The following is a 20,503-nucleotide window of genomic DNA, read 5'->3' as shown; positions in this document are numbered from 1 at the left end:
ATGCGCGGTGCGAGAAGCTTCATCTGCGCGTCCGGCCGCGCGTTCAGTCGAGAGGAACGGTAAGCTGATCGATCACGGCGCTGGTCGGCGGACGCACGCCGCGCCACCAGGCGAACGCTTCGGCTGCCTGCTCGACCAGCATGCCGACACCGTCCGCCACGCCAAGTACGCCCGCATTGCTCGCCAGCCGCAGGAACGGTGTCAATCGCTTGCCGTACGCAAGCTCGTAGGCCGTGCCCTTCGGGCTGAAAACGCCGGGCGGAACGGGCGGCAGGTCGCCAGTCAGGCTCGCTGACGTCGCATTGACCACCAGGTCGAAGCGTCCCATGCGTTCGAGATCGGCATAGCCACAGGCGACGAGCGCGCCACGTCCGGCAACCTGGGCGGCCAGCGCCTGCCCTTTGGCGACGTCGCGGTTCGCGATGACCATTTCAGCCGGGCACGCGTCCAGGAACGGCAGCAATGCGCCGCGCGCCGCGCCGCCGGCGCCGAGCATCAGCACGCGCTTGCCGGCAATCGACAGACCAAGGTTGACCTCGATGTCGCGGATCAGCCCGATGCCGTCGAAGTTGTCGGCCAGAATGCGCCCGTCTTCGAATTTGAGCGCATTGGCGGCGCCGGCCAACGTTGCGCGCTCGCTGCATTCGTCCGCCATCGCGAAGGCCTTGAGCTTGAACGGCGCGGTCACGTTCATGCCCTTGCCGCCAGCGGCGGCGAACGCCCGCACCACCTCGGCAAAGGCCTCTTGCGGCTCGACCGGCCCCTCGATTGCCGTATAGCGCAAGTCCTGCCGCGTCTCTTCGGCAAAGAGACCGTGGATCAGCGGAGATTTCGTGTGTCCGATCGGGTTGCCGATCACCGCGTAATGGTCAGTCATCGTGGGCTCACCTGGAATAAAGAACGCCGTCGGTCTGCATCGCGTCGATCTCGGCCGAGTCGAAGCCCAGCGAGCGCGCCACCTCGGCGTTGTGCTGCCCGAGGTCGGGTGCGACGTCGCGAATCGTCGTGTCGCAATCGGAGAAACGGAACGGCAGATTGGGCAGGCGCAGCGTGCCGTAGCGCGGGTGCTGCTGCTCGACCACCATGCCTCGTGCGTGGATCTGAGGGTCGGCCAGCACCTCGTCGATGCGCTGCACCTTGGCGCAGGGGACGTCGATGCCGTCCAGCAATGCCAGGATCGACGCGACGGAGCGCGCGGCCACCCAAGGTTCGACGACCGACAGGATGTCCGACCGATGCGCGTTGCGCCCCACGCTGTCGTGGTACCGCGTGTCGGCGCCGAAGCCCGACGGGCCGCCGTGCGATTCGATCAGTTTTGCAAAGCGTTTCCACGCATCGTCCACTTGTGCCGCGATCACGAGATCGCCGTCCGCGGCGCGGAACACGCCATAGAGCGTCGAGGTCGGCATGTCGTGCCCCGTCTGCTCGGGCAGCGCGCCTTGCAGCGTGTAGCACTGCACCGCGTACTCATGCATCGACACCAGCGTGTCGTACAGCGCCATGTCGATGTGCTGACCGCGTCCGCTCTTCGTGCGCCCCAGCAACGCGGCGTTGATCGCGGCTACCGCGTGAATGCCGGTGTACATGTCGCCCAGCGAAATGCGCAGCAACGGAGGGCGCTCGCCGGGCGTGCCGACCATCTGCATGATCCCGCTTTTGGCTTCGGCAATCAGTCCGAAGCCGGCACGGTGCGCGTCCGGCCCCGTGTGGCCATAGGCCGAAATCGAGCAATACACCAAGCCCGGATTGCGTGCCGACAACGCCGCGTAGCCGAGCCCCAGCTTGTCCAGCGCGCCGGGCCGGTAGTTCTCGACGAACACGTCCGCCGAGTCGCACAGGCGCTGCATGAATGCCTTGCCGCGCGGGTCGTTCATGTTGACGCTCACGCCGCGCTTGCCCATGTTGAGCTGCAGGAAATAGCCGCTTTGCTGGTCGTCGAGCACGGTGGCGTGCTGGCGCCCGGCGTCGCCGCTGCCCGGGCGCTCGACCTTGATGACTTCGGCGCCGAGCGCCGCCAGGCATCGCCCCACGTACGGACCGGCGAGGAAGTGGCTGTAGTCGACGACGCGAATACCTTCGAGAGGACGGGCCTGCATCAGAACGCTCCCGGCCGGCGCGGCACCATCAGGCGATGTTCGCCGTGTTGAACCACCTGGCCATCCTGATTGATCAGTTCGGACGGCAGCACGACGATGCCCCAGCCCGGGCGACTCTTGCTGGTCCGCATCGAGCCGACTCGGAACTTCACGTGCAGCACGTCGTCGACCTTGATCGGCAGCAGGAAATCCCAGCTCCAGCCCAGCGACATGCCGGGCAGGAAGCGGTAGTCGCTCTGCGTCTTGAGGCCGTCCGCGATCGACAGCCCGAACAGGCCGTGCGCGACGATGCAGCCGAAGTGACTGGCGTTTGCGTAGTCCTCGTCCACGTGCACCGGCGTGTGGTCGCCGGTGAGATCGGCGTACGCGAGGATGCGCGCCTTGGTCACCGTGTATTGCGGGCTGACGCATTCGTCGCCTTCGCGCGCATCGTCCCAGTATTTTTCGATGATCGTCATCTTCATGCCTCCGAGCGTGGGTCGATCGCCAACGCCTGCGCGACGCAGGAGGCGGGCCTGGCCTGGATGAATTCGACGGCGAGGCCGTCCGGCAGGCGAAGCCAGTTGCGCCCCTGAGGCATTTCGGTCACGCCGAAGCGCCGTGCCGAGGCCAGCGCCGCCTCCATGTCTTCGCACATCACGCCGAGGTGGGCGAGCCGGCCTTCGGGTCCGCCATATTCCGGGTCGTGGATGAACTGCAGGCCGCCGAGCGTCCAGTACTGCCGCGGCGCGTCGAGCGCGCCGTCCACTTCACGCATGGTCATGCCGAAAACGTCTTCGAAAAAACGGATGTGCCACCGGATGTCCTTCACCCAGATCGCGACATGCTCCAGATACGCTTTGGGGGCATTCATCGGGCTGCCTCGCCATGCTTGCGGTCGGCCATCGCGCGTTCGATTCCCTTGATGCATGCGACGAGCGTGGCGTTGACCGGTGTCGGCACGCCGTACCGTTGGCCCCAGCGCACGACTGAACCGTTGATGTAGTCGATCTCGGTGATCGAGCCCTTCTCCAGGCTTTGCAGCATCGAGGTCTTGAATGCCGTGGGCAGCCCCTCGGCGGCAAGCGTCCAGGCTTGCTCGGGATCCGTCATCGACAACCTGACGCCGGCCGCCTGCGCGGCCGCGATCGCCTCCGCCACGGCCGCGAGCGATGTGGCCTTCAGCTCGGGCTCGTCGTAAAGCTGTCCGTAGGTCAGCCCGGTGACGCCGGTGAGTGCACCCGTCGCGACGTTGACCAGCAGCTTGTCCCACATCGTGCCGATGATGTTGTCGCTGACGGTCGTGCCGAGGCCGGCCGCGTTGAACGCGTCCGCGATCGCCTGCACGCGCTGCGTGATGCGTCCGTCGAGTTCGCCGATATAGGTGAGCTTGCCGCGCACGCCGGACTCGACGTGTCCGGCCCCGCGCAGCACGCCGCCGACATAGGTCTTGCCCGCGAGCACGCGCTCGCGGCCAACCACATCGGCAAGGATGTCCTCGTGGCCCAGGCCGTTTTGTAGCGACAGCACCAGCGTATCGGGGCCGACCAGTTCCGGCGCACCACGCATCGCCGCTTCGGTGTGGAACGATTTCACCAGCACGATCACCAGATCGGCGGCGCCGACTTCGGCGGCTTGCGTCGTCGCGTGGACGCGGACATGCCGCGACCCGTCAGCATCGTCGACCCGAAGACCATCGCGGCGCATCGCATCGACATGTGCCGCCGAGCGGTCGATCAGCCAGGTCTCGTGGCCGCCTTCGGTGAGCGTGGCGCCAATCGCGCAGCCCAGCGCGCCGGCACCCAGAATTGCAATCTTCACTGGCTTCTCCTTGATATATAGCTGCACGATAGGATCAGCCGCTCATAGTGGCAATTCAATGAATACAATATCGTCATTGCACAGGACAATAACGCCATGACTCCGTCCGATCTGCCCGACTTGAAGCTGCTTCAGCTCTTCGACCTGTTGTACGACATCCGCAGCGTCACGCGCGTGGCCGAGCAGCTCGGGCAGAGCCAGCCGACGGTCAGTATCTGGCTGGGACACTTGCGGGAATACCTGCACGATCCGTTGTTCGTTCGAACGCCAGGCGGCATGGCGCCGACGCCGCAGGCCGATGCGCTAATCGGGCCGTGCCGGGAAATCCTCGAATCGTTGCGGCGGTTCACCGCATGGGAAATCGCGTTCGATCCGGCAACGGCTCAGCGGCGGTTTCGCATCTGCATGACCGACGCGAGTCACATCACGCTGCTTCCGCGGCTACTGGCCCATGTGCGCGCGCAGGCGCCCGGCGTACGGCTGGAAGCCGCACGGATCGACGGCAACACCGAGCGCGCGCTCGAATCGGGCGAGGCCGATCTCGCAATTGGCTATGTACCGTGGCTCGGCGGCGGAATTTATCAGCAGAAGCTGTACGACCAGGATTGGGTATGTCTCGCCAATCGGCATCATCCGCGGATTCGCGGTCGTCTTGGGGGAAAGCAGTATCGTTCAGAAGGCCATGTCGCCATCACGGCGGGAACGGGGGCCCAGCTCCTTGAAGAAGCGTTGCGGCGGGAGCGCATCGAGCGTGACGTGATGCTGGAGTTGCCGGGCTTTCTCGGTTTGGGCGCGATCATTCAGAGCACCGACCTGATCACGACGCTGCCCCGTCATATCGGCGAGACGCTGGCTCACGCCAGTGACCTCGCGGTTCATGCATGTCCGATCCCGGTCGAGGGGTTTGCCGTACGGCAGCATTGGCATGCGCGATATCACCACGAGGCGGGGAATCGCTGGCTGCGTGGCCTCGTGATTCAGTTGTTCGGGGCTTCGCGCTGACGGGCAACCGGCGGCGTCCCGAACGAGCCGAGCGCGAGTGACTCACGTCGGAAGGACTGACTCTCTCGACGATCGGGCGACCAATCGGAGCTTCATCAATGCAACCACCCCGCCGCCCAGCGCGGCACCAGCGACACCAGGTACAGCCCGAGCCCGATCAACCCGCCGACCAGCGTGCCGTTGATGCGGATGTACTGCAGGTCCTTGCCGATGTTCAACTCGATCTGCCGCGACATCTCACGCGCGTCCCAGTTGCGCACCGTATCGCGGATGTGGCGCATCAGGAAATCCGCGAAATCCGGCGCCATCTCGTGCACGGCCTTCTCGATGTGCTCGTTCAGCGACGCGCGCAGCGTCGGGCTCTCCGCGAGCCGCGCGCCGAGCCAGCCGCCAAGCGTCGCGGCCTGCCGGTGCAGCGTTGAATCGGGCCGCGCGAGATCGGCCTTCAGCCATGCGCGCAACTGGTCCCACAGATCGCGCACATAGTCGTTGAACGCGTCGCCGTCGCGGATGTAGCGCTTGATCTCGTCGCCCTTCGCGATGAACGCGGGGTCATGCTTCAGCCGCTCGGTGAGCCGTACGACCGTGCGATCGAAGCGCTGCCGCAACTCGTGCTCCGGATCGGCCGCCACGCCTTCGAGCACGCGGCTCACCGCGTTCGCCAGCATCCGCGCGCCGTTCTCGCCGAACCACTGCGTCGGCATGATCTTCTCGACCTTCGGGTATTGCGTCTTCAGCCATTCGACGATGAAGCCCGCGATCACCTCGCGGTTCTCTTCCTTGTCGAGCACATCGACCACCTGCTCGATCGCGTCGTCGAGCAACGCCTGGTGGCGGCCGTCCTTCGTCAGCGTGTCGAGGATCGCGCCCACCGATTGCGACAGGTCGATCCGGTCGATCACCGCGCGAAACGCGTCGTGGACGAACGACTGGATCCGCGCGTCATCGGTCATGTCGAGCGCGAAGCTCATCAGCTTCGTCACGTAGCCGCCGAGCGCGTCGGTGTTCGCGGGCTCGCCGAGCCATGCGCCGAGTTTCCGTGCGGGATCGTGCTGGCGGATCTGCGCGACGAGTGCGTCGGGGCCGAGGAATTTCTCGCGCACGAACACCGCGAGGTTGTCGGCGATCTTGTCCTTGTTCTTCGGGATGATTTCGGTGTGGCGCGACACGAACGGGATCGGCACGCGGCGGAACAGCGCGACGACCGCAAACCAGTCGGCGAGCGCGCCGACCATCGCGGCCTCGGCCACCGCCTTGAAACCATCGACCCACGGGCCGCGCGGCAGCAGGATCGTCGTGGCGAATACCGCGACCGCGGCCAGCAGCAGCCACAGCGCGCGGCGCTTGCTGCGTTTCAGTTCGAGGGCTTTGTCTGGCGTCATGGGCAACCGGTGAAACGGCAATGCCGCTAATATGCACCGATCGCCGGCCCGCGACAAACCCGTGCGCGTCTCGCGAGCCGGAAAGGTTGTCCGGAACCGGGTTGTTTCCGTGTTTCCGCTACCCGACGCGAACGCGGCCGCGCCGGCCGCGTTCGCGCACTGCGTCAGAGAAACGTCTTCAGGTTCACAGCGGGATCGGCGAGCTTCGCCGGATCGGGCACGGCGCCTGCCGCGATCAAGCGCCGCGATGCGCCGATGTCGCGCCCCAGATTCGCCGCGGCCACCGCAGCGATCTTCCCGTCCTCGTCCAGCCCGAACACCGTGAATGGCCCGCTCGCGGGATCGCCGCGCACGACGATCGTTCGCTCGCCGCCGAACAGCCCGAGCATCTGCAGGTTGCAATCGTACTGATCGGACCACAGCCACGGCAGCTCGGCATAGGTTTCATCCGCACCCAGCAGGTTCGCGGCCGCGACCGCCGGCTGATTCTCCGCGACCTGCCACGACTCGATCCGCACGTGGCGCCCGAGCAGCGGATTGAAGTGCATCGTCACCTCGCCCGCCGCGAAGATCGCGCGATCGGCCGTCCGGCATCCGGCATCGACGCGGACGCCGTTGTCGACCTCGAGACCGGCAGCCTGCGCGAGTTCGACATTGGGCACGACGCCGATACCGACCACGACGACATCGGCCGGCACATCGCCACGATCGGTCTCGACGATCGCGCCGCCGCCCGGTGCGCAACGAATCGCGCTTGGCAGCGTCGCCATCTGGAAAATCACGCCGCGCCCATCATGCAGTTGCCGCGCATACGCGCCGACGACTTCCGGCAACGCACGCTGGAGCAAGCGCGCCGCCGGGTCGATCACCGTCACGTCACAACCGAGCTGGCGTGCCGCGGCCGCCACTTCGAGGCCGATGAAGCCGCCGCCGAGCACCGCCACGCGACGCCCCGGCGCGAGCCGCGCGCGCAACGCACGCGCATCGGCAACGGTGCGCACGTAATGCGGAACGACGCCTTCGTCGACCGGCCCGCCGAACGTTCGCACACGCGAACCCGTCGCGAGCACCAGCCGGGCGTACGGCAACGTCGCGCCGTCGTCGAGCCGTACACGCTGCGCATCGCGCTCGATCGCATCGACGCGCGTGCCGAGCCGCAGCTCGATGCGCTGCGCGTCGTACCATGCCGCGTCGCGAATGAACGCACGCTGCTCGCCGCCGTCGCCCAGCAGCGCGTCCTTCGACAGTGCAGGCCGGTCGTACGGCAGCTCGCGTTCCGCGCCGATCATCACGATGCGTGCATCGGCGTCGCGCGCGCGCAGCGCCTCGGCCGTGCGCCGCGCCGCGTGGCCGGCGCCGACGATCACGAACGGGTCAGCCGACATTGACTTCCACCTGCCCGTCGACGATCCGGATCGGATAAGTCCGTACCGGCTCGGTGATCGGCGCGCATTTCGGCGCCCCCGTGCGAATGTCGATCAGCCCCTGGTGAAGCGGGCATTCGACGCAGCCGTCTTCCACATAGCCTTCGGACAGCCGCGCGTGACCATGCGAACAGAGGTCGTGCATCGCGAACAGTTCGTCGCCGATCCGGAACACCGCGATCGGCTTCTGGCCGGCGACGCGCGCCGCCGGTTCGTCTTCGGAGAATTCGTCGAATGCGCCCAGCGGATGCCATTCGGCGAGCGTTGCTTCGGTCATGTCGTTTCCTCGGCTGTCAGATCGGGGTGGCGAGCAGCGTCTGCACGCGCGACGTGTCGTAGATCACGCGCTTGGTCTTGTAGCGCAGCCCGTCGGGCGTGCGCACGACCGTGTCGTAGTACTTGCCGGCCTGGTACACGTTCGATTCGCCGTTGCTGCGCGTCTGCACGACCACGTAGTTGCTCTCGGTGTCGATCTCGCCGTCGCGCTCCGCGACGATCGTGAGGCCCGACGTCATGTGCCGGTACGTGTGCTCTTCATAGATGTTCGCGTGCCGCAGCGACACCACGCGATCGCGCAGCATCCGCTGGTTCGTGCAGTGGACGATCCCGACCGGCAGCCCGAGATCGGCGTTCTCCTTCGGCACGATCTCGTACGTGCAGTCCTCGGTGAACATTTCCGGCCAGTGTTCGAGCCGGTCGTTGTCGAGGTGGCCGATGTAGCGGTTCTGGAGCATGTAAATCTCGAACCACGTCTTCATGTCTTCCGTCATTTCGCGCTCCGCTTCAATAGCCCATCAGCTTCTGGTACCCGACCCAGAACTTGCGGATCAGGCTTTCGGTGATCACCGTGTCCTGCTGGTCCGGGTTGCCGCGCGACATCTCGATCACCGACGTCGCGTCGGCGTCGCGCACCGTGCCGCGTTGCACCAGTTCGGTCGCCTCGGTGTCTTCCATCGAGATGTAGCCGGCCGGCCCGACCAGGTTCGCCTGCTTGATGCGCAGCGCACGCAGCTCGGGCGTGTCGTCCGCGTAACCGAAGAAGTGGAAGATCAGCTCGAAGTTGTCCGGCCCCTTCGGGAGGATCTGGCGCGCGACCAGCGTGTTGTGGATCTGCTGGATCACGAGCTGGGGGAAGATCGGCTGGATATGGTTCGTGCAGTCCTCGTCGTATTCCGACACGAGATCGAGGATCGATTCGTCTTCCAGATGGAAGCCCTCGTCGAACGACCGGATGTTCTGCTGCTTGTACGCGGCCGACGTGTCGTCGCCCGTCTTCGTCACCGTGATGATGCTGTGCAGCCCGTGATTCGCATCCGGAATCGAGCGCGCCTTCATCCCGACGCGGAAGATGTTGAAGGTCGTATGGAACAGGTGCAGCATGCTCGCGTGATACGGATCCTTCACGTTCTCCATGTACAGCTTCCAGTTCGACTTCGAATACTGGCGCGTGCAGCCGAGATACTCGATCGGCTTGTGGAAGATCCGGTCGATCCACGGACGCATCTGCTCGCCGAGATAGTCGGGCAGCGGCGCCACGTCATCGCTGAAGGTCGCGAACACGAGCCCGCGATAGCTGTCGACGCGCAGCTTGCGCAGCCCGTGCTGCTTCGGGTCGAAGTCGGCCGGCATCCCGGTCATCCCCTTCTGGCCGCGCCGGAACGGCACGCCGAGCAGGTTGCCCTGGTTGTCGAAGCTCCACTGGTGGTAGACGCACGTATGCGAGCTCGCGTTGCCGCGCGACTTGCGGCATACCTGCGCGCCGCGGTGCGCGCAGCGGTTCACCCATGCGGACAGCGTGCCGTCCTCGGTGCGCGTGACGACGACCGGCGTGTCGCCGACGAACGTGCTCTTGAAGTCGCCGGCGTTCGGGATTTCCGCTTCCAGCGCGACGAAGTTCCACGTCGGCCCGCGGAAGATGCGTTCCTGCTCGCGATCGTAGACGGCGCGCGAGCTGAACACCTTGTACGGCACGCGCGAGCCGTCGTCGTGCGGAAAGCGCACATCGGACGCGTCGTCGCGCGCGGCGAATACGACGGGCGATTCTGTCTGCTCCATGTCGGACTCCTTCTGGTTCCGTTTCGTTGATTGCATGGAGCCGATTTTTGAAAAGCTAATATTCGGCGTCTATCCGGAAAGTGCGATTGCGGCGGTGCAATATCCACTTTCGGCGGATTTCTGCGCTAGCATGGCGACACACGCGACCCGCGCACGATCGCGACCCATTCGTCGGATCGAAGCGCGCGTTGTTCATACCAAGGCCGATGCCCATGTCCCCAACGTCGTTCGAGCCGCTTGCGCTGCGTGCGCACAGGCTGTTCGAATCCCGCGATCTCGACGAGACGCGCGAGCGGATCTCGCGCGTGATGCAGCCGCACGCGCTGCTGCCGAGCGGCCGCGTGCAGGGTGCATCGCATATGGATTTCGTGCGGCTCGGCGGGCTCGGCATCGGCACCATCGCGTTCGGCGACGCGATGCGCGTGCAGGTCGACGCCGTCGACGGTTATTACCTGCTGATGTTCTGCCTGTCGGGGCAGGCGGAAGTCCACGCGATGGGGCGCCGGCTCGGCGTCGACGGGCAGACCGGCGTGCTGTGCGCGCCCGGCGAGCGCTTCGACGCGGTGCTGTCCGCCGATTGCGAGCAGTTCGTGCTGCGCATCGATGCCGCGACCGTCGGTTCGCTGACCGGCGACCCGCGCGCGATGCTCGACCCCGTGCTGCACATCAGCGATGCCGCGCTCACCGCGTGGCGCCAGCAGCTGATGCTCGTCGCCCGTTCGCCCGAGCTGCTCGAAAGGGCGAACGCGAACCCGCGCGTTGCGTCACAGCTCGAGCACCTGCTGATCGATTTGCTGATCGAAGGCCACCCGCCATCGGTACCGAGCGCGCGGCAAGATCCCGCGCCGGGCTTCGTGCGGCGTGCGCAGGAGTTCGTGAACGCGCACTACGCGCAACCGCTGCAGCTCGCCGATATCGTCCAGGCCGCCAACGTGCCGGAGCGGACGCTGCGCGACGCCTTCCTGCAGTTCCGCGGGATGAGCCCGATGCAATACCTGCGCGCGACGCGGCTCGAGCATGCGCGGGAGTTGCTGCGCGGGTCGGTGTCCGAACGACGGATCGCCGATATCGCGCTCGATTGCGGATTCACGCACCTCGGGCGATTCGCGATCGCGTATCGGGAGAAGTTCGGCGAATCGCCATCGGAGACGCTCGACGGGAAGCGGTAGGCGGTACGCCGGTGCTGGCTCGCCGCGTTGCGGATTACCGGCCGGTTCGGCTTTCCTGCCCGCTCGAGCACGCATCAGCGCCACCCGTTCCCCCAATTCGGCCAGGCATGCCAAAACCGACCGTTAGTTGCAATCGATACGGAAACGATCATCCCTGGGCTGCCGGCCCGATCATCTCGCGCGCGATCGCGCAAAACGCAGTCGTCGCGGCGCTTTCGCCGTGCAGCCGGCGGCTCATGATGATCGGTGACGTCGCCGTGGGTTCCGGCAGCCGCCGATAGACGACGCCCTTCACGCGCACGCCTTCCACGCTTTCCGGCACCAGCGACACGCCCACCTGCGCGGCGACGAGCCCGAGCGCCGTCTGCAGTTCGCGCACCTCGTGCACGGCAGCCGGCACGAGCGCGCCGTCGCGCAACGCGGACAGCTGCTGGTCCGCGAAGCTCGGCCGCGGCGTGCTCGGATAGACGATCAGCGTCTCGTTGGCGATGTCCGCGAGCGTCAGCGGCCGGTCCGGATCGGAGAGCGGATGCCGGACCGGCAGCGCCGCGATCAGCTTTTCCTCGATCAGCGCCTCGCGTACGAGCTGGTCGTCGTCGAACCGCAGGCGGCCGAAGCCGACGTCGATCCGCCCGCCCTTCAGCGCGCCGAGCTGCTCGAGCGTAAACATTTCGATCAGCGACAGCTCGACGCCCGGATGCGCGTCGCGAAACGCGCGAATCACGTCCGGCAGCGCGCCATAGAGCGTCGATGGCACGAAGCCGATCACGATCCGCTCCGACAACTGCGCGAGCCGGCGCGTCAGCGGGCCGAGTTCGTCGGCCTGCTCGACGACGCGCTTCGCTTGCGCGTAGAACACGCGACCCGCGTCGGTCAGTTTCAGCGGTCGCGCGCCGCGCTCGAACAACGGCAGCCCGACCTCGTCCTCGATCGCCTGGAGCTGGCGGCTCAGCGGCGGCTGCGTCATGTGCAGCCGCTCCGCCGCCCGCGTGATGTTCATTTCCTCCGCGACGGCGATGAAGTACCGAAGCTGGCGCAATTCCATTTCATGCCTCGAAGGTATGGAAGTAGTCGGAAAGAGTGTTGGACGACGCTGGGCGGGAATTCCTACCATGTGCACCAACAGGAGGAATCGCATGATAGCAACTGCCGCCACCATCGAACGCATCGAGACGCTGCTCGTCGACGTGCCGACGATCAGGCCCCACAAACTGTCGGTCGCCACGATGAATTGCCAGACCCTCGTGCTGGTCCGCGTTCGATGCACGGACGGTATCGAAGGCGTCGGCGAGGCGACAACGATCGGCGGCCTCGCGTATGGCGAGGAAAGCCCCGAGAGCATCAAGGTCAACATCGACACCTACTTCGCACCGCTCCTGCAGGGCATGGACGCGACACGCCCGGGCGCCGCAATGGCGCGTGCGCGCAAGCTGTTCCAGGGCAACCGGTTCGCGAAGTGCGCGATCGAGACCGCGTTGTTCGACGCGCAGGCGCGCCGCCTCGGCGTGCCGCTGTCCGAGCTGTTCGGCGGCCGCACCGTCGATGCGGTCGACGTCGCATGGACGCTCGCGAGCGGCGACACGCAGCGCGACATCGCGGAAGCCGAGGCGATGCTCGATGCGCGCCGCCATCGCGCATTCAAGCTGAAGATCGGTTCGAACGCGGTCGATGACGACGTCGCGCATGTCATCGCGATCAAGCGCGCGCTCGGCGAGCGCGGCGACGTGCGCGTCGACGTGAACCAGGCATGGACCGAAACCGACGCGATCCGCGCCGGCGCACGGCTCGCGGAAGCCGGCGTCAGCCTCGTCGAACAACCAATCGCCGCGACCAACCGTGCGGGCTTGAAGCGCCTCACGCAACTCGCGCACATTCCGATCATGGCCGACGAAGCGCTGCACGGCCCCGTCGATGCCTTCGCGCTCGCGCAGGACCGCGCGGCCGACGTGTTCGCGGTGAAGATCGCGCAATCGGGCGGCCTGCTCGGTGCGGCGAGCGTCGCATCGATCGCGTCGGCCGCCGGCATCGACCTGTACGGCGGCACGATGCTCGAAGGCGCGGCCGGCACGATGGCGTCCGCGCAACTGTTCAGCACGTTCGGTTCGCTGAAATGGGGCACCGAGCTGTTCGGCCCGCTGCTGCTCACCGAGGAAATCCTCATCGAGCCGCTGCGTTACCAGGATTTCAAGCTGCACCTGCCGGCGACGCCCGGCCTCGGCATCACCTTCGACTGGGCGCGCATCGAACGGATGCGACGCAACGCCCGCTGATCCCGCATGACACGACAACCGAAACCGGAGACACAGATGAACAAGCAAGCCATCGACGCCCTGCTCAAAACCTTCGACGACGCCGCGGAAAAGCCCGGCAACCCGCGCGTGCGCGCGATCGTCAACCGAATCGTGAAGGACATCTGCTACACGATCGAGGATTTCGACGTGCAGCCGAGCGAGTTCTGGACCGCACTCAACTACCTGAACGAAGCCGGCCGTGAATTCGGGCTGATCGCCGCGGGCCTCGGCCTCGAGCGCTTCCTCGACGTGCGGATGGACGAAGCGGAGGAAAAGGCCGGCTTCCACGGCGGCACGCCGCGCACGATCGAGGGGCCGCTGTATGTCGCGGGCGCGCCGGAATCGGTCGGCCACGCGCGTCTCGACGACGGCACCGATCCGGGCCAGACGCTGATCATGCGCGGCCGGGTGCTCGGTGAGGACGGCACGCCGATCGCGAATGCGCTCGTCGAGGTATGGCACGCGAACCATCTGGGCAATTATTCGTACTTCGATCAATCTCAGCCGGCGTTCAACCTGCGCCGCTCGATCCGCACCGATGCCGAGGGCCGCTACAGCTTCCGCAGCGTGCTGCCGGTCGGCTACAGCGTGCCGCCGGGCAGCAAGACCGAGCAACTGCTCGACCAGCTCGGCCGCCACGGCCATCGCCCGGCGCACATCCACTTCTTCGTTTCGGCGGACGGATATCGTAAGCTGACGACGCAGATCAACATCGAAGGCGATCCGCACATCTGGGACGACTTCGCATTCGCGACCCGCGAAGGGCTGATCCCGAAGATCAAGCAGGCCGAGGGAGCGGAAGGCAAGCCGTATGGCGTCGACGGGCAGTTCGCGCTGATCGACTTCGATTTCTCGCTGCTCAGGGACAAGCAGGACGTGCCGGCGAGCGAAGTCCAGCGGGCGCGTGCACAGGCCTGAGCGGCCCTCCCGTTCGACGAATCGACAACGCAAGGAGTGCAGGATGCTGTTTCATGTGGAAATGACCGTCCGCCTGCCGGCGGACATGGATCCGGTCAAGGCGGCCACGCTGAAGGCCGAAGAGAAGGCGATGTGCCAGCGGCTGATGAATGATGGAGTCTGGCGGCATCTGTGGCGGATCGCGGGGCAATACGCGAACGTCAGTATTTTCGACGTGGAAAGCGTGCAGCAACTGCATGATGTGTTGAGTCAGCTGCCGCTGTTTCCGTATATGGAGATGGAGGTGCGGGCGCTGTGCCGGCATCCGTCTTCGGTGCGGGAGGATGATCGGTAAGCAAGGCGGCCGAGCACTGACAATACGGGCGGCCGGCGATCGCATTGCGGGCTGCCCGTTTCATTTCGACATCCGCATCCGCAGATGAGGTTGCCGCACGGCTACTTCTGCACCCCAACCTTGTCGGCGACTTTGTCGCCATACACCTTCGCGATGCGTCGCGCGACGATCGCCTGCAGCAGCGTCTCAGTGAAATCGTCGGTGGTTTTCCAACCGCTGCCGTCCTTGGCGAACGTGAAGTCACCCTTCAACTGCAGCATCGACGGTGCGCCGATCGCGCCGAGCAACGGATCGCGATAGTCGATCAGCAACGGGCACGACACACGATCGCCGCCCAGCTGCTTGCAGTCGGCGGCCGGCATGACGCCCAACACGCCGTTCGTCAGCGTTGTCAGGTCGTCGTCGCCGGGAGGCGCCCAGCCCCGACTGGGAGCGCGCGCCGACACGTTCTCGTCGAGCTGCGCGACACCCGCCATGAATGTCGTGCCGATGACGTCCCGCCCAAGCGGCGCGCCGAGCTTCGGATCCAGCCCCCGTACGCTATAGCGGGCCGCCACGTATTCGGAGGGTAGCGTCTGCACGACGAAATTGCTCTTGTCCTTGTTGTCGCGACGGATCACATAGCCGAGCGTCGTGTGCTCGTCGGCAGCACTCACGTCCGCCAGGCAGCCACGCGCGCCAGCAGCGGCGTCGTAACCAACTTCGCGATGGTTGCTGACAGTCGGAACGGACGTGTTGCCCTGTTCAAGCATCTGCATCGGATTCTTGCGCATCATGTCCATACGCGCATCGAGCATCAACAAATTGAGTGTTTTGATCGTGCTTGACGCGGTGCACGCGGGCGCCTGCGCGGGCCACAACAGGTAGGTGCCCACCGCCAGCGCGGCGGCCAAGCCGCCGAAGCCGATAAGCATCTGCTTCTTCTTGTGTTCGCGCTGGATCGATACGACCGTTTCGCTCAGACGTCGTTCGAACCGCAACGGATCAAGTGTCTTCAGCATTTGCATCAGCACGAGTTTCGTGCGGATGTCGGCGACGTGGCCGTCCAGCAGTTCCTGCGTCGCCTTCGTCTCGGCTTCCCGTGTCGTGTAGCCCTCGGCGATCAACCAGTCGAGCAGCGTACGGGCGTAGCTCGTATCGGGAAGCTCGGCCGGTGAGTCCTTCAAGCGCTGCGCGACACGCGCCGCCTGTTCCTCCGTCAGATAGCCGCCGGCTTCGAGTGCCATCAGCAGGCGAGCGGGAGCGTTGTTTTCAGTCGGTTCCGTCCGGCCCGTCTGTTCGAAATTCATGATTGTTGTTCTCCGTCGAGACGGATTCGCTGCGCGGGCTGTGCGGGCCCATTGTGCAGACGAATCGCGTCGATCTCCGGAAACTACTTGATTTGGCTGCAGGTGTCGATATGCCCACACCGGACTTTCCCGCGACGGACTCTCACGCGCGATCAATACTCGTGCGCAAGATGAACGGCAAACCCTTCTTTCCCCGGCGCAATCTCCGCCTTCAGCGTCAGCGCCGGAATGTCGTAATCGCCCGCGTTCTGTCGCCGGAACGGAATCGGCTGCGCAGTCCACAGTTCGTCGAGACGCTTGCCGAGCGCCGCACGCGTCTCATCGAAGCGCGCGTCGTCCATCCGGTGCGTCTGGTAGATCACGAACGGCGGCAGCACGTCAAACCCCGGGTAATAGAGAATCCCGTGCTGAATCGGAAACAGCACGTCGTCGATCGGCCCGTTGATGCCGCGTGCGCTGTAATGCGACTCCCAGCCGCCCGCCGTGACGACGATCATCGCGCGCTTGCCCGCCAGCGAACCTTCGCCGTAACGGTCGCCCCAGTGCAGGTCTGAGTGTTCGCCGACGCCGTATGCAAACCCATACGCATACACGCGCTCGACCCAGCCTTTCATGATCGCCGGCATCGAAAACCACCACAGCGGAAACTGCAGGATCACCGCGTCGGCCCACTTCAGTTTCTCCTGTTCGCGCGCGATGTCTTCGCTTTGCGTGCCCGTCGCGAACGCGCGCTTCGAATCGAGCGACGGATCGAAACGCGCGTCGGGCGTGCGATCGGTCACGTCGTTCGCATCGAACGCGGCCTTCCAGTTCATCGCATACAGGTCCGTCACCTGCACGCAGTGCCCCGCCGCTTCGAGATGCTCGACGGCAAAGTCGCGCAGCGCGCCGTTCAGCGAACGCGGTTCCGGATGGGCATAAACGATCAGCACATTCATGTTCGGCACTCCGTTGATTGAATGACTGCAGGATGCCGTCGTCAAAGGTATATTGGAAATGAATTCCCAATATTTCAGGTATAGCCGTGAACAATCTCAGACGACTGGATCTGAACCTGCTGGTCACGCTCGACGTGCTGCTCGTCGAGCACAACGTTACGCGGGCGGCCGAAAAGCTGAACATGTCGCAGCCGTCGGTCAGCGTGCAGTTGCAGAAACTGCGCGATCTGTTCGGTGATCCGCTGCTGCTGCCGGGACCGCGCGGCATGCGGCCGACCGCCCGCGCGGAAACGCTGCGCGAGCCGCTGCGGGACGCGCTCGACGCGCTCGAACGCGCGGTGCTGACGGCCACGCCGTTCGATCCCGCAACCGCGACGAACACTTGGCGCGTGGCCGCTACCGACTATGGCGAATCGACGATCGTGCTGCCCGCGCTGAACACGCTACGGTCGGCCGCCCCGGCAACGCGCGTCGCCGTGGTCGAGCTCGTGCCACCGCGCATCGAGCAGGATGCGGAGCGCAACGGCATCGACCTGGCCTTCCACACGACGGAAGGTTCACCGGAAGGGATGCGGCGCCTGCCGCTGTTCGTCGAGCGCTACGTGCTCGTCGGCCGCGCCGGTCATCCGAAGCTGAAGCGGCGCCCCACGCTCGCGCAGTTCGGCGCACTGGAACACGTGATCGTGTCGCCCGACGGCGGCGGCTTCGTCGGCGTGACGGACGAAGCACTCGCGAAAGCGGGCGCCGCACGACGCGTCGTGCTGTCCGTTCCGCATTTCCTGTTCGTGATGTCGGCCGTCGCCAGCACGGATCTCGTCGCGATGCTGCCCGAGCGTCTGGTGCGCAACTCACCCGCGTTGCGCGTGGTGGAAGCGCCCGTCCACGTGCCCGGCTACGAAATGTCGATGCTGTGGCACGAGCGCGTGCACCGCGATCCGGCGCATCGGTGGTTGCGGGAAACGATCGCGGCGTCGGTGTAAGCCGTTCGCGAATGCCGCGCGACGCGCGCATCGGCCACCGGCGCCGCCACGCTCGACCGGGTGCCGCCAGGCACACATGCATTCAGGACTTGAAACCGCCTCGAACACTGTATATATTTACAGTTCTTTTGCACCATTTGACCCGAATTCCGTCATCCATGACGGACGGACTTTTGTGAGGCGACCATGTTCCAGTCATCCGCATTCGATCCCGAGCAACCCGGCTTCAACCCCGTCCACTTCGAGCGTGCCGCGCAGCGGGCGGTCGTCGATCTGCAGCGTGTCGTCGGCGGCCCCGCCCAACGGGCGCTCGGCCTGCGCCGCCGCACCCATCCGGCCGCCGCCCGCACGATGAGCTGGCAGGCATTGCTGAACGTCGAGGAACTCGCGTTCTCCAATACCGGCTTTCTGAGCCGCAACGATCCGACGGTCGTCGACGCATTCATCCGCCTGCGCGACAGCCGGCTGGTCGCGGCGGATGTCGAAGAACCGGTCGACTGGCGTCGCGACGACGACGACCTGCCGGCCGTCTACCTGATCGTCAAGGCGATGCTGGAAGCGGAAGAGGAAGAACGGGCCGAAGCGGCCTGATCTACGCCGGCCGGTGGCGCATGGCGCTCTGCCGGTGCCGCGCCGCCACGTTGCATGGCGACGCGGCGCATTCCTTCCCGGTTGTCCGCATACCGCGGCATGTCGAATGAATCACCAGGCGGAAAGTCGCGAGCCGCCGCGCAGGCACACCGCCGCCGCGCGACGCACTCCGCCGTTTCGCCACCCGGAACGACGCCCGTTACAGCCGCGCCGCCAGTCGCGAGCCCTGATCGATCGCACGCTTCGCATCGAGCTCGGCCGCCAGTTCCGCGCCGCCGATCAGATGCACCGAGCGTCCGGCCGCCTGCAACGGCGCCAGCAGCGCGCGCTGCGGCTCCTGCCCGGTGCACAGCACGATCGTGTCGACTTCGATCAGTTCATGATCGGTGCGCTGCTCGCCATACGACACGTGCAGCCCGCGCGCATCGATCAGTTCGTAGTTCACGCCGCCGATCATCTTCACCTGCTTCATCTTCAGCGTCGCGCGGTGAATCCAGCCGGTCGTCTTGCCGAGCCCCTTGCCGAGCGGCGCGGCCTTGCGCTGCAGCAGCGTCACTTCGCGGGCGGGCGCGGTGACCTGCGCGCGCGTCACGCCGCCGCGCGTCGCGGCCGGATCGGTCACGCCCCACTCCGCTTTCCACTCCTCCAGATCGAGCGTGGGCGACTCGCCGTTCTGCACCAGATATTCGGCGACGTCGAAGCCGATGCCACCTGCGCCTACCACCGCGACACGCCGGCCGACCGGCTGCCCGCCGGCCAGCACGTCGATGTAGCTGAGCACGTTCGGCCCGTCCTGGCCGGGAATCTTCGGGTCTCGCGGCGCGACGCCGGTCGCGAGCACGATCTCGTCGTAGCCGCCCGCGATCAGCTCGCTCGCATCGACGCGGCGGTTCAGGTGCAGGTTCACGCCGGTCAGCTCGACCTGACGGCCGAAGTAACGCAGCGCTTCGTCGAACTCCTCCTTGCCCGGAATCCGCTTCGCCATGTTGAACTGGCCGCCGATCTCCGCCGCCCCGTCGAACAAGTCGACGTGGTGGCCGCGCTGCGCGAGCACGGTCGAGCACGCGAGCCCGGCCGGTCCAGCGCCGACCACCGCGATGCGCTTCGGCTGCTGCACGCGCACATAGGTCAGCTCGGTTTCGTGGCATGCGCGCGGGTTCAGCAGGCATGACGCAATCTTGTTCTTGAACGCGTGGTCGAGACACGCCTGGTTGCAGCCGATGCACGTGTTAATCTCGTCTGCCCGGCCTTGCGCGGCTTTCACGACGAACTCGGCATCCGCGAGCAACGGGCGCGCCATCGACACCATGTCCGCGCAGCCGTCCGCGAGAATCTGCTCGGCCACCTCGGGCCGGTTGATCCGGTTGGTCGTCACGAGCGGAATGCCGACCTCGCCCTTCATCTTCTTCGTCACCCACGCGAATGCGCCGCGCGGCACCGACGTCGCAATCGTCGGCACGCGCGTCTCGTGCCAGCCGATCCCCGTATTGATGATGGTCGCCCCCGCGCGCTCGACGGCCTTCGCGAGCTGCACGGTCTCGCTCCAGTCGCTGCCGTCGGGAATCAGATCGAGCATCGACAGCCGGTAGATCAGAATGAAGTCGCGCCCGACCGCCTCGCGCGTGCGCTCGACGATCTCGATCGGCAGACGAATCCGGTTTTCGTACGAACCGCCCCACTGGTCGCCGCGCTTGTTCGTATGCATCGAGATGAACTGGTTGATGAGGTAGCCCTCGGAGCCCATGATCTCGACGCCGTCGTAACCGGCCTCGCGCGCGAGTTGCGCGCAGCGGACGAATGCGCGGATCTGCCGCTCGACGCCACGCGCGCTGAGTTCGTGCGGCGCGAACGGCGAGATCGGCGACTTGATCTTCGACGGTGCGACCGCGAACGGGTGGTAGCCGTAGCGGCCGGTATGCAGGATCTGCAGCGCGATCTTGCCGTCGTCGGCATGCACGGCGTCGGTAATCACACGATGGCGCCGCGCGCCGGCCGACGTCATCAGCGTGCCGCCGAACGGCTTGGTCCAGCCGGCCACGTTCGGCGCGAAACCGCCGGTCACGATCAGGCCGACGCCGCCGCGCGCGCGTTCGGCGAAATACTCGGCGAGCCGCGGCAGCGTCTTGCGGCTGTCCTCGAGGCCCGTGTGCATCGAGCCCATCAGCACGCGATTCTTCAGCGTGGTGAAGCCAAGGTCGAGCGGCGCGAGCAGGTGGGGAAAGGAGGTCGTCATG

At 66.0% G+C, this 20,503-nt stretch carries 21 protein-coding genes; 7 read left to right on the top strand and 14 right to left on the bottom strand.

The genetic code is table 11. From position 1 onward, the window contains the following. Nucleotides 1-43: 43 nt before the first annotated feature. The 5 genes from aroE to WI26_RS17690 are packed head-to-tail and all read right to left on the bottom strand — an operon-like array spanning nt 44 to nt 3,896. Complete coding sequence (gene aroE, locus WI26_RS17710) at nt 44-877, bottom strand: shikimate dehydrogenase (protein WP_059542154.1); 834 nt, start codon at nt 875-877, stop codon at nt 44-46. A 7-nt stretch (nt 878-884) separates the two neighbouring features. Then, nucleotides 885-2,096 (bottom strand): CaiB/BaiF CoA transferase family protein, encoded by a 1,212-nt coding sequence (locus WI26_RS17705; protein ID WP_069226686.1) that lies wholly within the window; start codon nt 2,094-2,096, stop codon nt 885-887. Further along, entirely contained in the window at nt 2,096-2,554 is a 459-nt protein-coding gene (locus WI26_RS17700; protein ID WP_059511672.1) for a MaoC family dehydratase, read from the bottom strand. The genes WI26_RS17705 and WI26_RS17700 overlap by 1 nt, the downstream gene beginning before the upstream one ends. A 2-nt stretch (nt 2,555-2,556) precedes the next feature. After that, a complete protein-coding gene (locus tag WI26_RS17695) occupies nt 2,557-2,949 on the bottom strand; it encodes a VOC family protein (protein ID WP_069226685.1) in 393 nt (130 codons plus the stop codon). Continuing rightward, on the bottom strand, nt 2,946-3,896 hold the full coding sequence (locus WI26_RS17690) for a ketopantoate reductase family protein (protein ID WP_069226684.1): 951 nt from the start codon (nt 3,894-3,896) through the stop codon (nt 2,946-2,948). The genes WI26_RS17695 and WI26_RS17690 overlap by 4 nt, the downstream gene beginning before the upstream one ends. Before the next feature lie 96 nt (nt 3,897-3,992). On the opposite strand from WI26_RS17690, the gene WI26_RS17685 reads away from it, so the two are divergent. Beyond that, nucleotides 3,993-4,898 (top strand): LysR family transcriptional regulator, encoded by a 906-nt coding sequence (locus tag WI26_RS17685; protein ID WP_069226683.1) that lies wholly within the window; start codon nt 3,993-3,995, stop codon nt 4,896-4,898. Nucleotides 4,899-4,993: 95 nt separating this feature from the next. On the opposite strand, the gene WI26_RS17680 is transcribed toward WI26_RS17685, so the two are convergent. The 5 genes from WI26_RS17680 to andAc form a co-directional block, all read right to left on the bottom strand. Beyond that, a complete protein-coding gene (locus WI26_RS17680) occupies nt 4,994-6,280 on the bottom strand; it encodes a DUF445 domain-containing protein (RefSeq protein WP_069226682.1) in 1,287 nt (428 codons plus the stop codon). 164 nt (nt 6,281-6,444) lie between these two features. Further along, nucleotides 6,445-7,665, bottom strand: coding sequence for an anthranilate 1,2-dioxygenase system ferredoxin--NAD(+) reductase (gene andAa, locus WI26_RS17675; protein WP_069226681.1), 1,221 nt, complete (start codon nt 7,663-7,665; stop codon nt 6,445-6,447). Beyond that, complete coding sequence (gene andAb / locus WI26_RS17670) at nt 7,655-7,981, bottom strand: anthranilate 1,2-dioxygenase ferredoxin subunit AndAb (RefSeq protein WP_039344765.1); 327 nt, start codon at nt 7,979-7,981, stop codon at nt 7,655-7,657. Before andAb ends, andAa begins: the two co-directional genes overlap by 11 nt. Before the next feature lie 16 nt (nt 7,982-7,997). Then, complete coding sequence (gene andAd, locus WI26_RS17665; RefSeq protein WP_006490977.1) at nt 7,998-8,474, bottom strand: anthranilate 1,2-dioxygenase small subunit AndAd; 477 nt, start codon at nt 8,472-8,474, stop codon at nt 7,998-8,000. 13 nt (nt 8,475-8,487) lie between these two features. Continuing rightward, on the bottom strand, nt 8,488-9,759 hold the full coding sequence (gene andAc / locus WI26_RS17660; protein ID WP_059448779.1) for an anthranilate 1,2-dioxygenase large subunit AndAc: 1,272 nt from the start codon (nt 9,757-9,759) through the stop codon (nt 8,488-8,490). A 212-nt stretch (nt 9,760-9,971) separates the two neighbouring features. On the opposite strand from andAc, the gene andR reads away from it, so the two are divergent. Then, nucleotides 9,972-10,928, top strand: coding sequence for an anthranilate 1,2-dioxygenase regulatory protein AndR (gene andR / locus WI26_RS17655; protein WP_059511655.1), 957 nt, complete (start codon nt 9,972-9,974; stop codon nt 10,926-10,928). Between the two features lie 148 nt (nt 10,929-11,076). Here the strand turns inward: andR and WI26_RS17650 are convergent, their stop codons facing one another. Next, nucleotides 11,077-11,973 (bottom strand): LysR family transcriptional regulator, encoded by an 897-nt coding sequence (locus WI26_RS17650; RefSeq protein WP_059539968.1) that lies wholly within the window; start codon nt 11,971-11,973, stop codon nt 11,077-11,079. Between the two features lie 91 nt (nt 11,974-12,064). Here WI26_RS17650 and WI26_RS17645 point away from each other — a divergent pair, with 91 nt between their 5' ends. The 3 genes from WI26_RS17645 to catC are packed head-to-tail and all read left to right on the top strand — an operon-like array spanning nt 12,065 to nt 14,471. Then, nucleotides 12,065-13,198 (top strand): muconate/chloromuconate family cycloisomerase, encoded by a 1,134-nt coding sequence (locus tag WI26_RS17645; protein WP_069226680.1) that lies wholly within the window; start codon nt 12,065-12,067, stop codon nt 13,196-13,198. Between the two features lie 36 nt (nt 13,199-13,234). Then, the gene (gene catA, locus WI26_RS17640) at nt 13,235-14,137 is read left to right on the top strand and encodes a catechol 1,2-dioxygenase (RefSeq protein ID WP_059466592.1); all 903 of its coding nucleotides are present in this window, start codon (nt 13,235-13,237) and stop codon (nt 14,135-14,137) included. Nucleotides 14,138-14,180: 43 nt separating this feature from the next. Then, the gene (catC, locus tag WI26_RS17635) at nt 14,181-14,471 is read left to right on the top strand and encodes a muconolactone Delta-isomerase (RefSeq protein WP_059466593.1); all 291 of its coding nucleotides are present in this window, start codon (nt 14,181-14,183) and stop codon (nt 14,469-14,471) included. A gap of 101 nt (nt 14,472-14,572) precedes the next feature. Here the strand turns inward: catC and WI26_RS17630 are convergent, their stop codons facing one another. Next, a complete protein-coding gene (locus WI26_RS17630) occupies nt 14,573-15,880 on the bottom strand; it encodes a hypothetical protein (protein ID WP_236849350.1) in 1,308 nt (435 codons plus the stop codon). Nucleotides 15,881-15,912: 32 nt separating this feature from the next. After that, nucleotides 15,913-16,698, bottom strand: coding sequence for an NAD(P)H-dependent oxidoreductase (locus WI26_RS17625; protein WP_069226678.1), 786 nt, complete (start codon nt 16,696-16,698; stop codon nt 15,913-15,915). 86 nt (nt 16,699-16,784) lie between these two features. Here WI26_RS17625 and WI26_RS17620 point away from each other — a divergent pair, with 86 nt between their 5' ends. Both WI26_RS17620 and WI26_RS17615 read left to right on the top strand, forming a co-directional pair. Next, the gene (locus WI26_RS17620; protein ID WP_069226677.1) at nt 16,785-17,678 is read left to right on the top strand and encodes a LysR family transcriptional regulator; all 894 of its coding nucleotides are present in this window, start codon (nt 16,785-16,787) and stop codon (nt 17,676-17,678) included. 186 nt (nt 17,679-17,864) lie between these two features. Next, nucleotides 17,865-18,269 (top strand): DUF2471 family protein, encoded by a 405-nt coding sequence (locus WI26_RS17615; RefSeq protein ID WP_059466597.1) that lies wholly within the window; start codon nt 17,865-17,867, stop codon nt 18,267-18,269. A gap of 199 nt (nt 18,270-18,468) precedes the next feature. On the opposite strand, the gene WI26_RS17610 is transcribed toward WI26_RS17615, so the two are convergent. Further along, on the bottom strand, nt 18,469-20,502 hold the full coding sequence (locus WI26_RS17610; protein WP_069226676.1) for an NADPH-dependent 2,4-dienoyl-CoA reductase: 2,034 nt from the start codon (nt 20,500-20,502) through the stop codon (nt 18,469-18,471). Nucleotide 20,503 lies beyond the last annotated feature (1 nt).

The organism is Burkholderia diffusa (assembly GCF_001718315.1).
GTDB lineage: Bacteria > Pseudomonadota > Gammaproteobacteria > Burkholderiales > Burkholderiaceae > Burkholderia > Burkholderia diffusa_B.
This window is presented reverse-complemented; position numbering and strand designations above follow the sequence as displayed.

What these genes read in the sequence shown, in the direction of transcription:
- aroE (WP_059542154.1), bottom strand. Translation starts at nt 877, where the DNA reads ATGACTGACCATTACGCGGTGATCGGCAACCCGATCGGACACACGAAA.
- WI26_RS17705 (WP_069226686.1), bottom strand. Translation starts at nt 2,096, where the DNA reads ATGCAGGCCCGTCCTCTCGAAGGTATTCGCGTCGTCGACTACAGCCAC.
- WI26_RS17700 (WP_059511672.1), bottom strand. Translation starts at nt 2,554, where the DNA reads ATGACGATCATCGAAAAATACTGGGACGATGCGCGCGAAGGCGACGAA.
- WI26_RS17695 (WP_069226685.1), bottom strand. Translation starts at nt 2,949, where the DNA reads ATGAATGCCCCCAAAGCGTATCTGGAGCATGTCGCGATCTGGGTGAAG.
- WI26_RS17685 (WP_069226683.1), top strand. Translation starts at nt 3,993, where the DNA reads ATGACTCCGTCCGATCTGCCCGACTTGAAGCTGCTTCAGCTCTTCGAC.
- WI26_RS17680 (WP_069226682.1), bottom strand. Translation starts at nt 6,280, where the DNA reads ATGACGCCAGACAAAGCCCTCGAACTGAAACGCAGCAAGCGCCGCGCG.
- andAa (WP_069226681.1), bottom strand. Translation starts at nt 7,665, where the DNA reads ATGTCGGCTGACCCGTTCGTGATCGTCGGCGCCGGCCACGCGGCGCGG.
- andAb (WP_039344765.1), bottom strand. Translation starts at nt 7,981, where the DNA reads ATGACCGAAGCAACGCTCGCCGAATGGCATCCGCTGGGCGCATTCGAC.
- andAd (WP_006490977.1), bottom strand. Translation starts at nt 8,474, where the DNA reads ATGACGGAAGACATGAAGACGTGGTTCGAGATTTACATGCTCCAGAAC.
- andAc (WP_059448779.1), bottom strand. Translation starts at nt 9,759, where the DNA reads ATGGAGCAGACAGAATCGCCCGTCGTATTCGCCGCGCGCGACGACGCG.
- andR (WP_059511655.1), top strand. Translation starts at nt 9,972, where the DNA reads ATGTCCCCAACGTCGTTCGAGCCGCTTGCGCTGCGTGCGCACAGGCTG.
- WI26_RS17650 (WP_059539968.1), bottom strand. Translation starts at nt 11,973, where the DNA reads ATGGAATTGCGCCAGCTTCGGTACTTCATCGCCGTCGCGGAGGAAATG.
- WI26_RS17645 (WP_069226680.1), top strand. Translation starts at nt 12,065, where the DNA reads ATGATAGCAACTGCCGCCACCATCGAACGCATCGAGACGCTGCTCGTC.
- catA (WP_059466592.1), top strand. Translation starts at nt 13,235, where the DNA reads ATGAACAAGCAAGCCATCGACGCCCTGCTCAAAACCTTCGACGACGCC.
- catC (WP_059466593.1), top strand. Translation starts at nt 14,181, where the DNA reads ATGCTGTTTCATGTGGAAATGACCGTCCGCCTGCCGGCGGACATGGAT.
- WI26_RS17625 (WP_069226678.1), bottom strand. Translation starts at nt 16,698, where the DNA reads ATGAATGTGCTGATCGTTTATGCCCATCCGGAACCGCGTTCGCTGAAC.
- WI26_RS17615 (WP_059466597.1), top strand. Translation starts at nt 17,865, where the DNA reads ATGTTCCAGTCATCCGCATTCGATCCCGAGCAACCCGGCTTCAACCCC.
- WI26_RS17610 (WP_069226676.1), bottom strand. Translation starts at nt 20,502, where the DNA reads ATGACGACCTCCTTTCCCCACCTGCTCGCGCCGCTCGACCTTGGCTTC.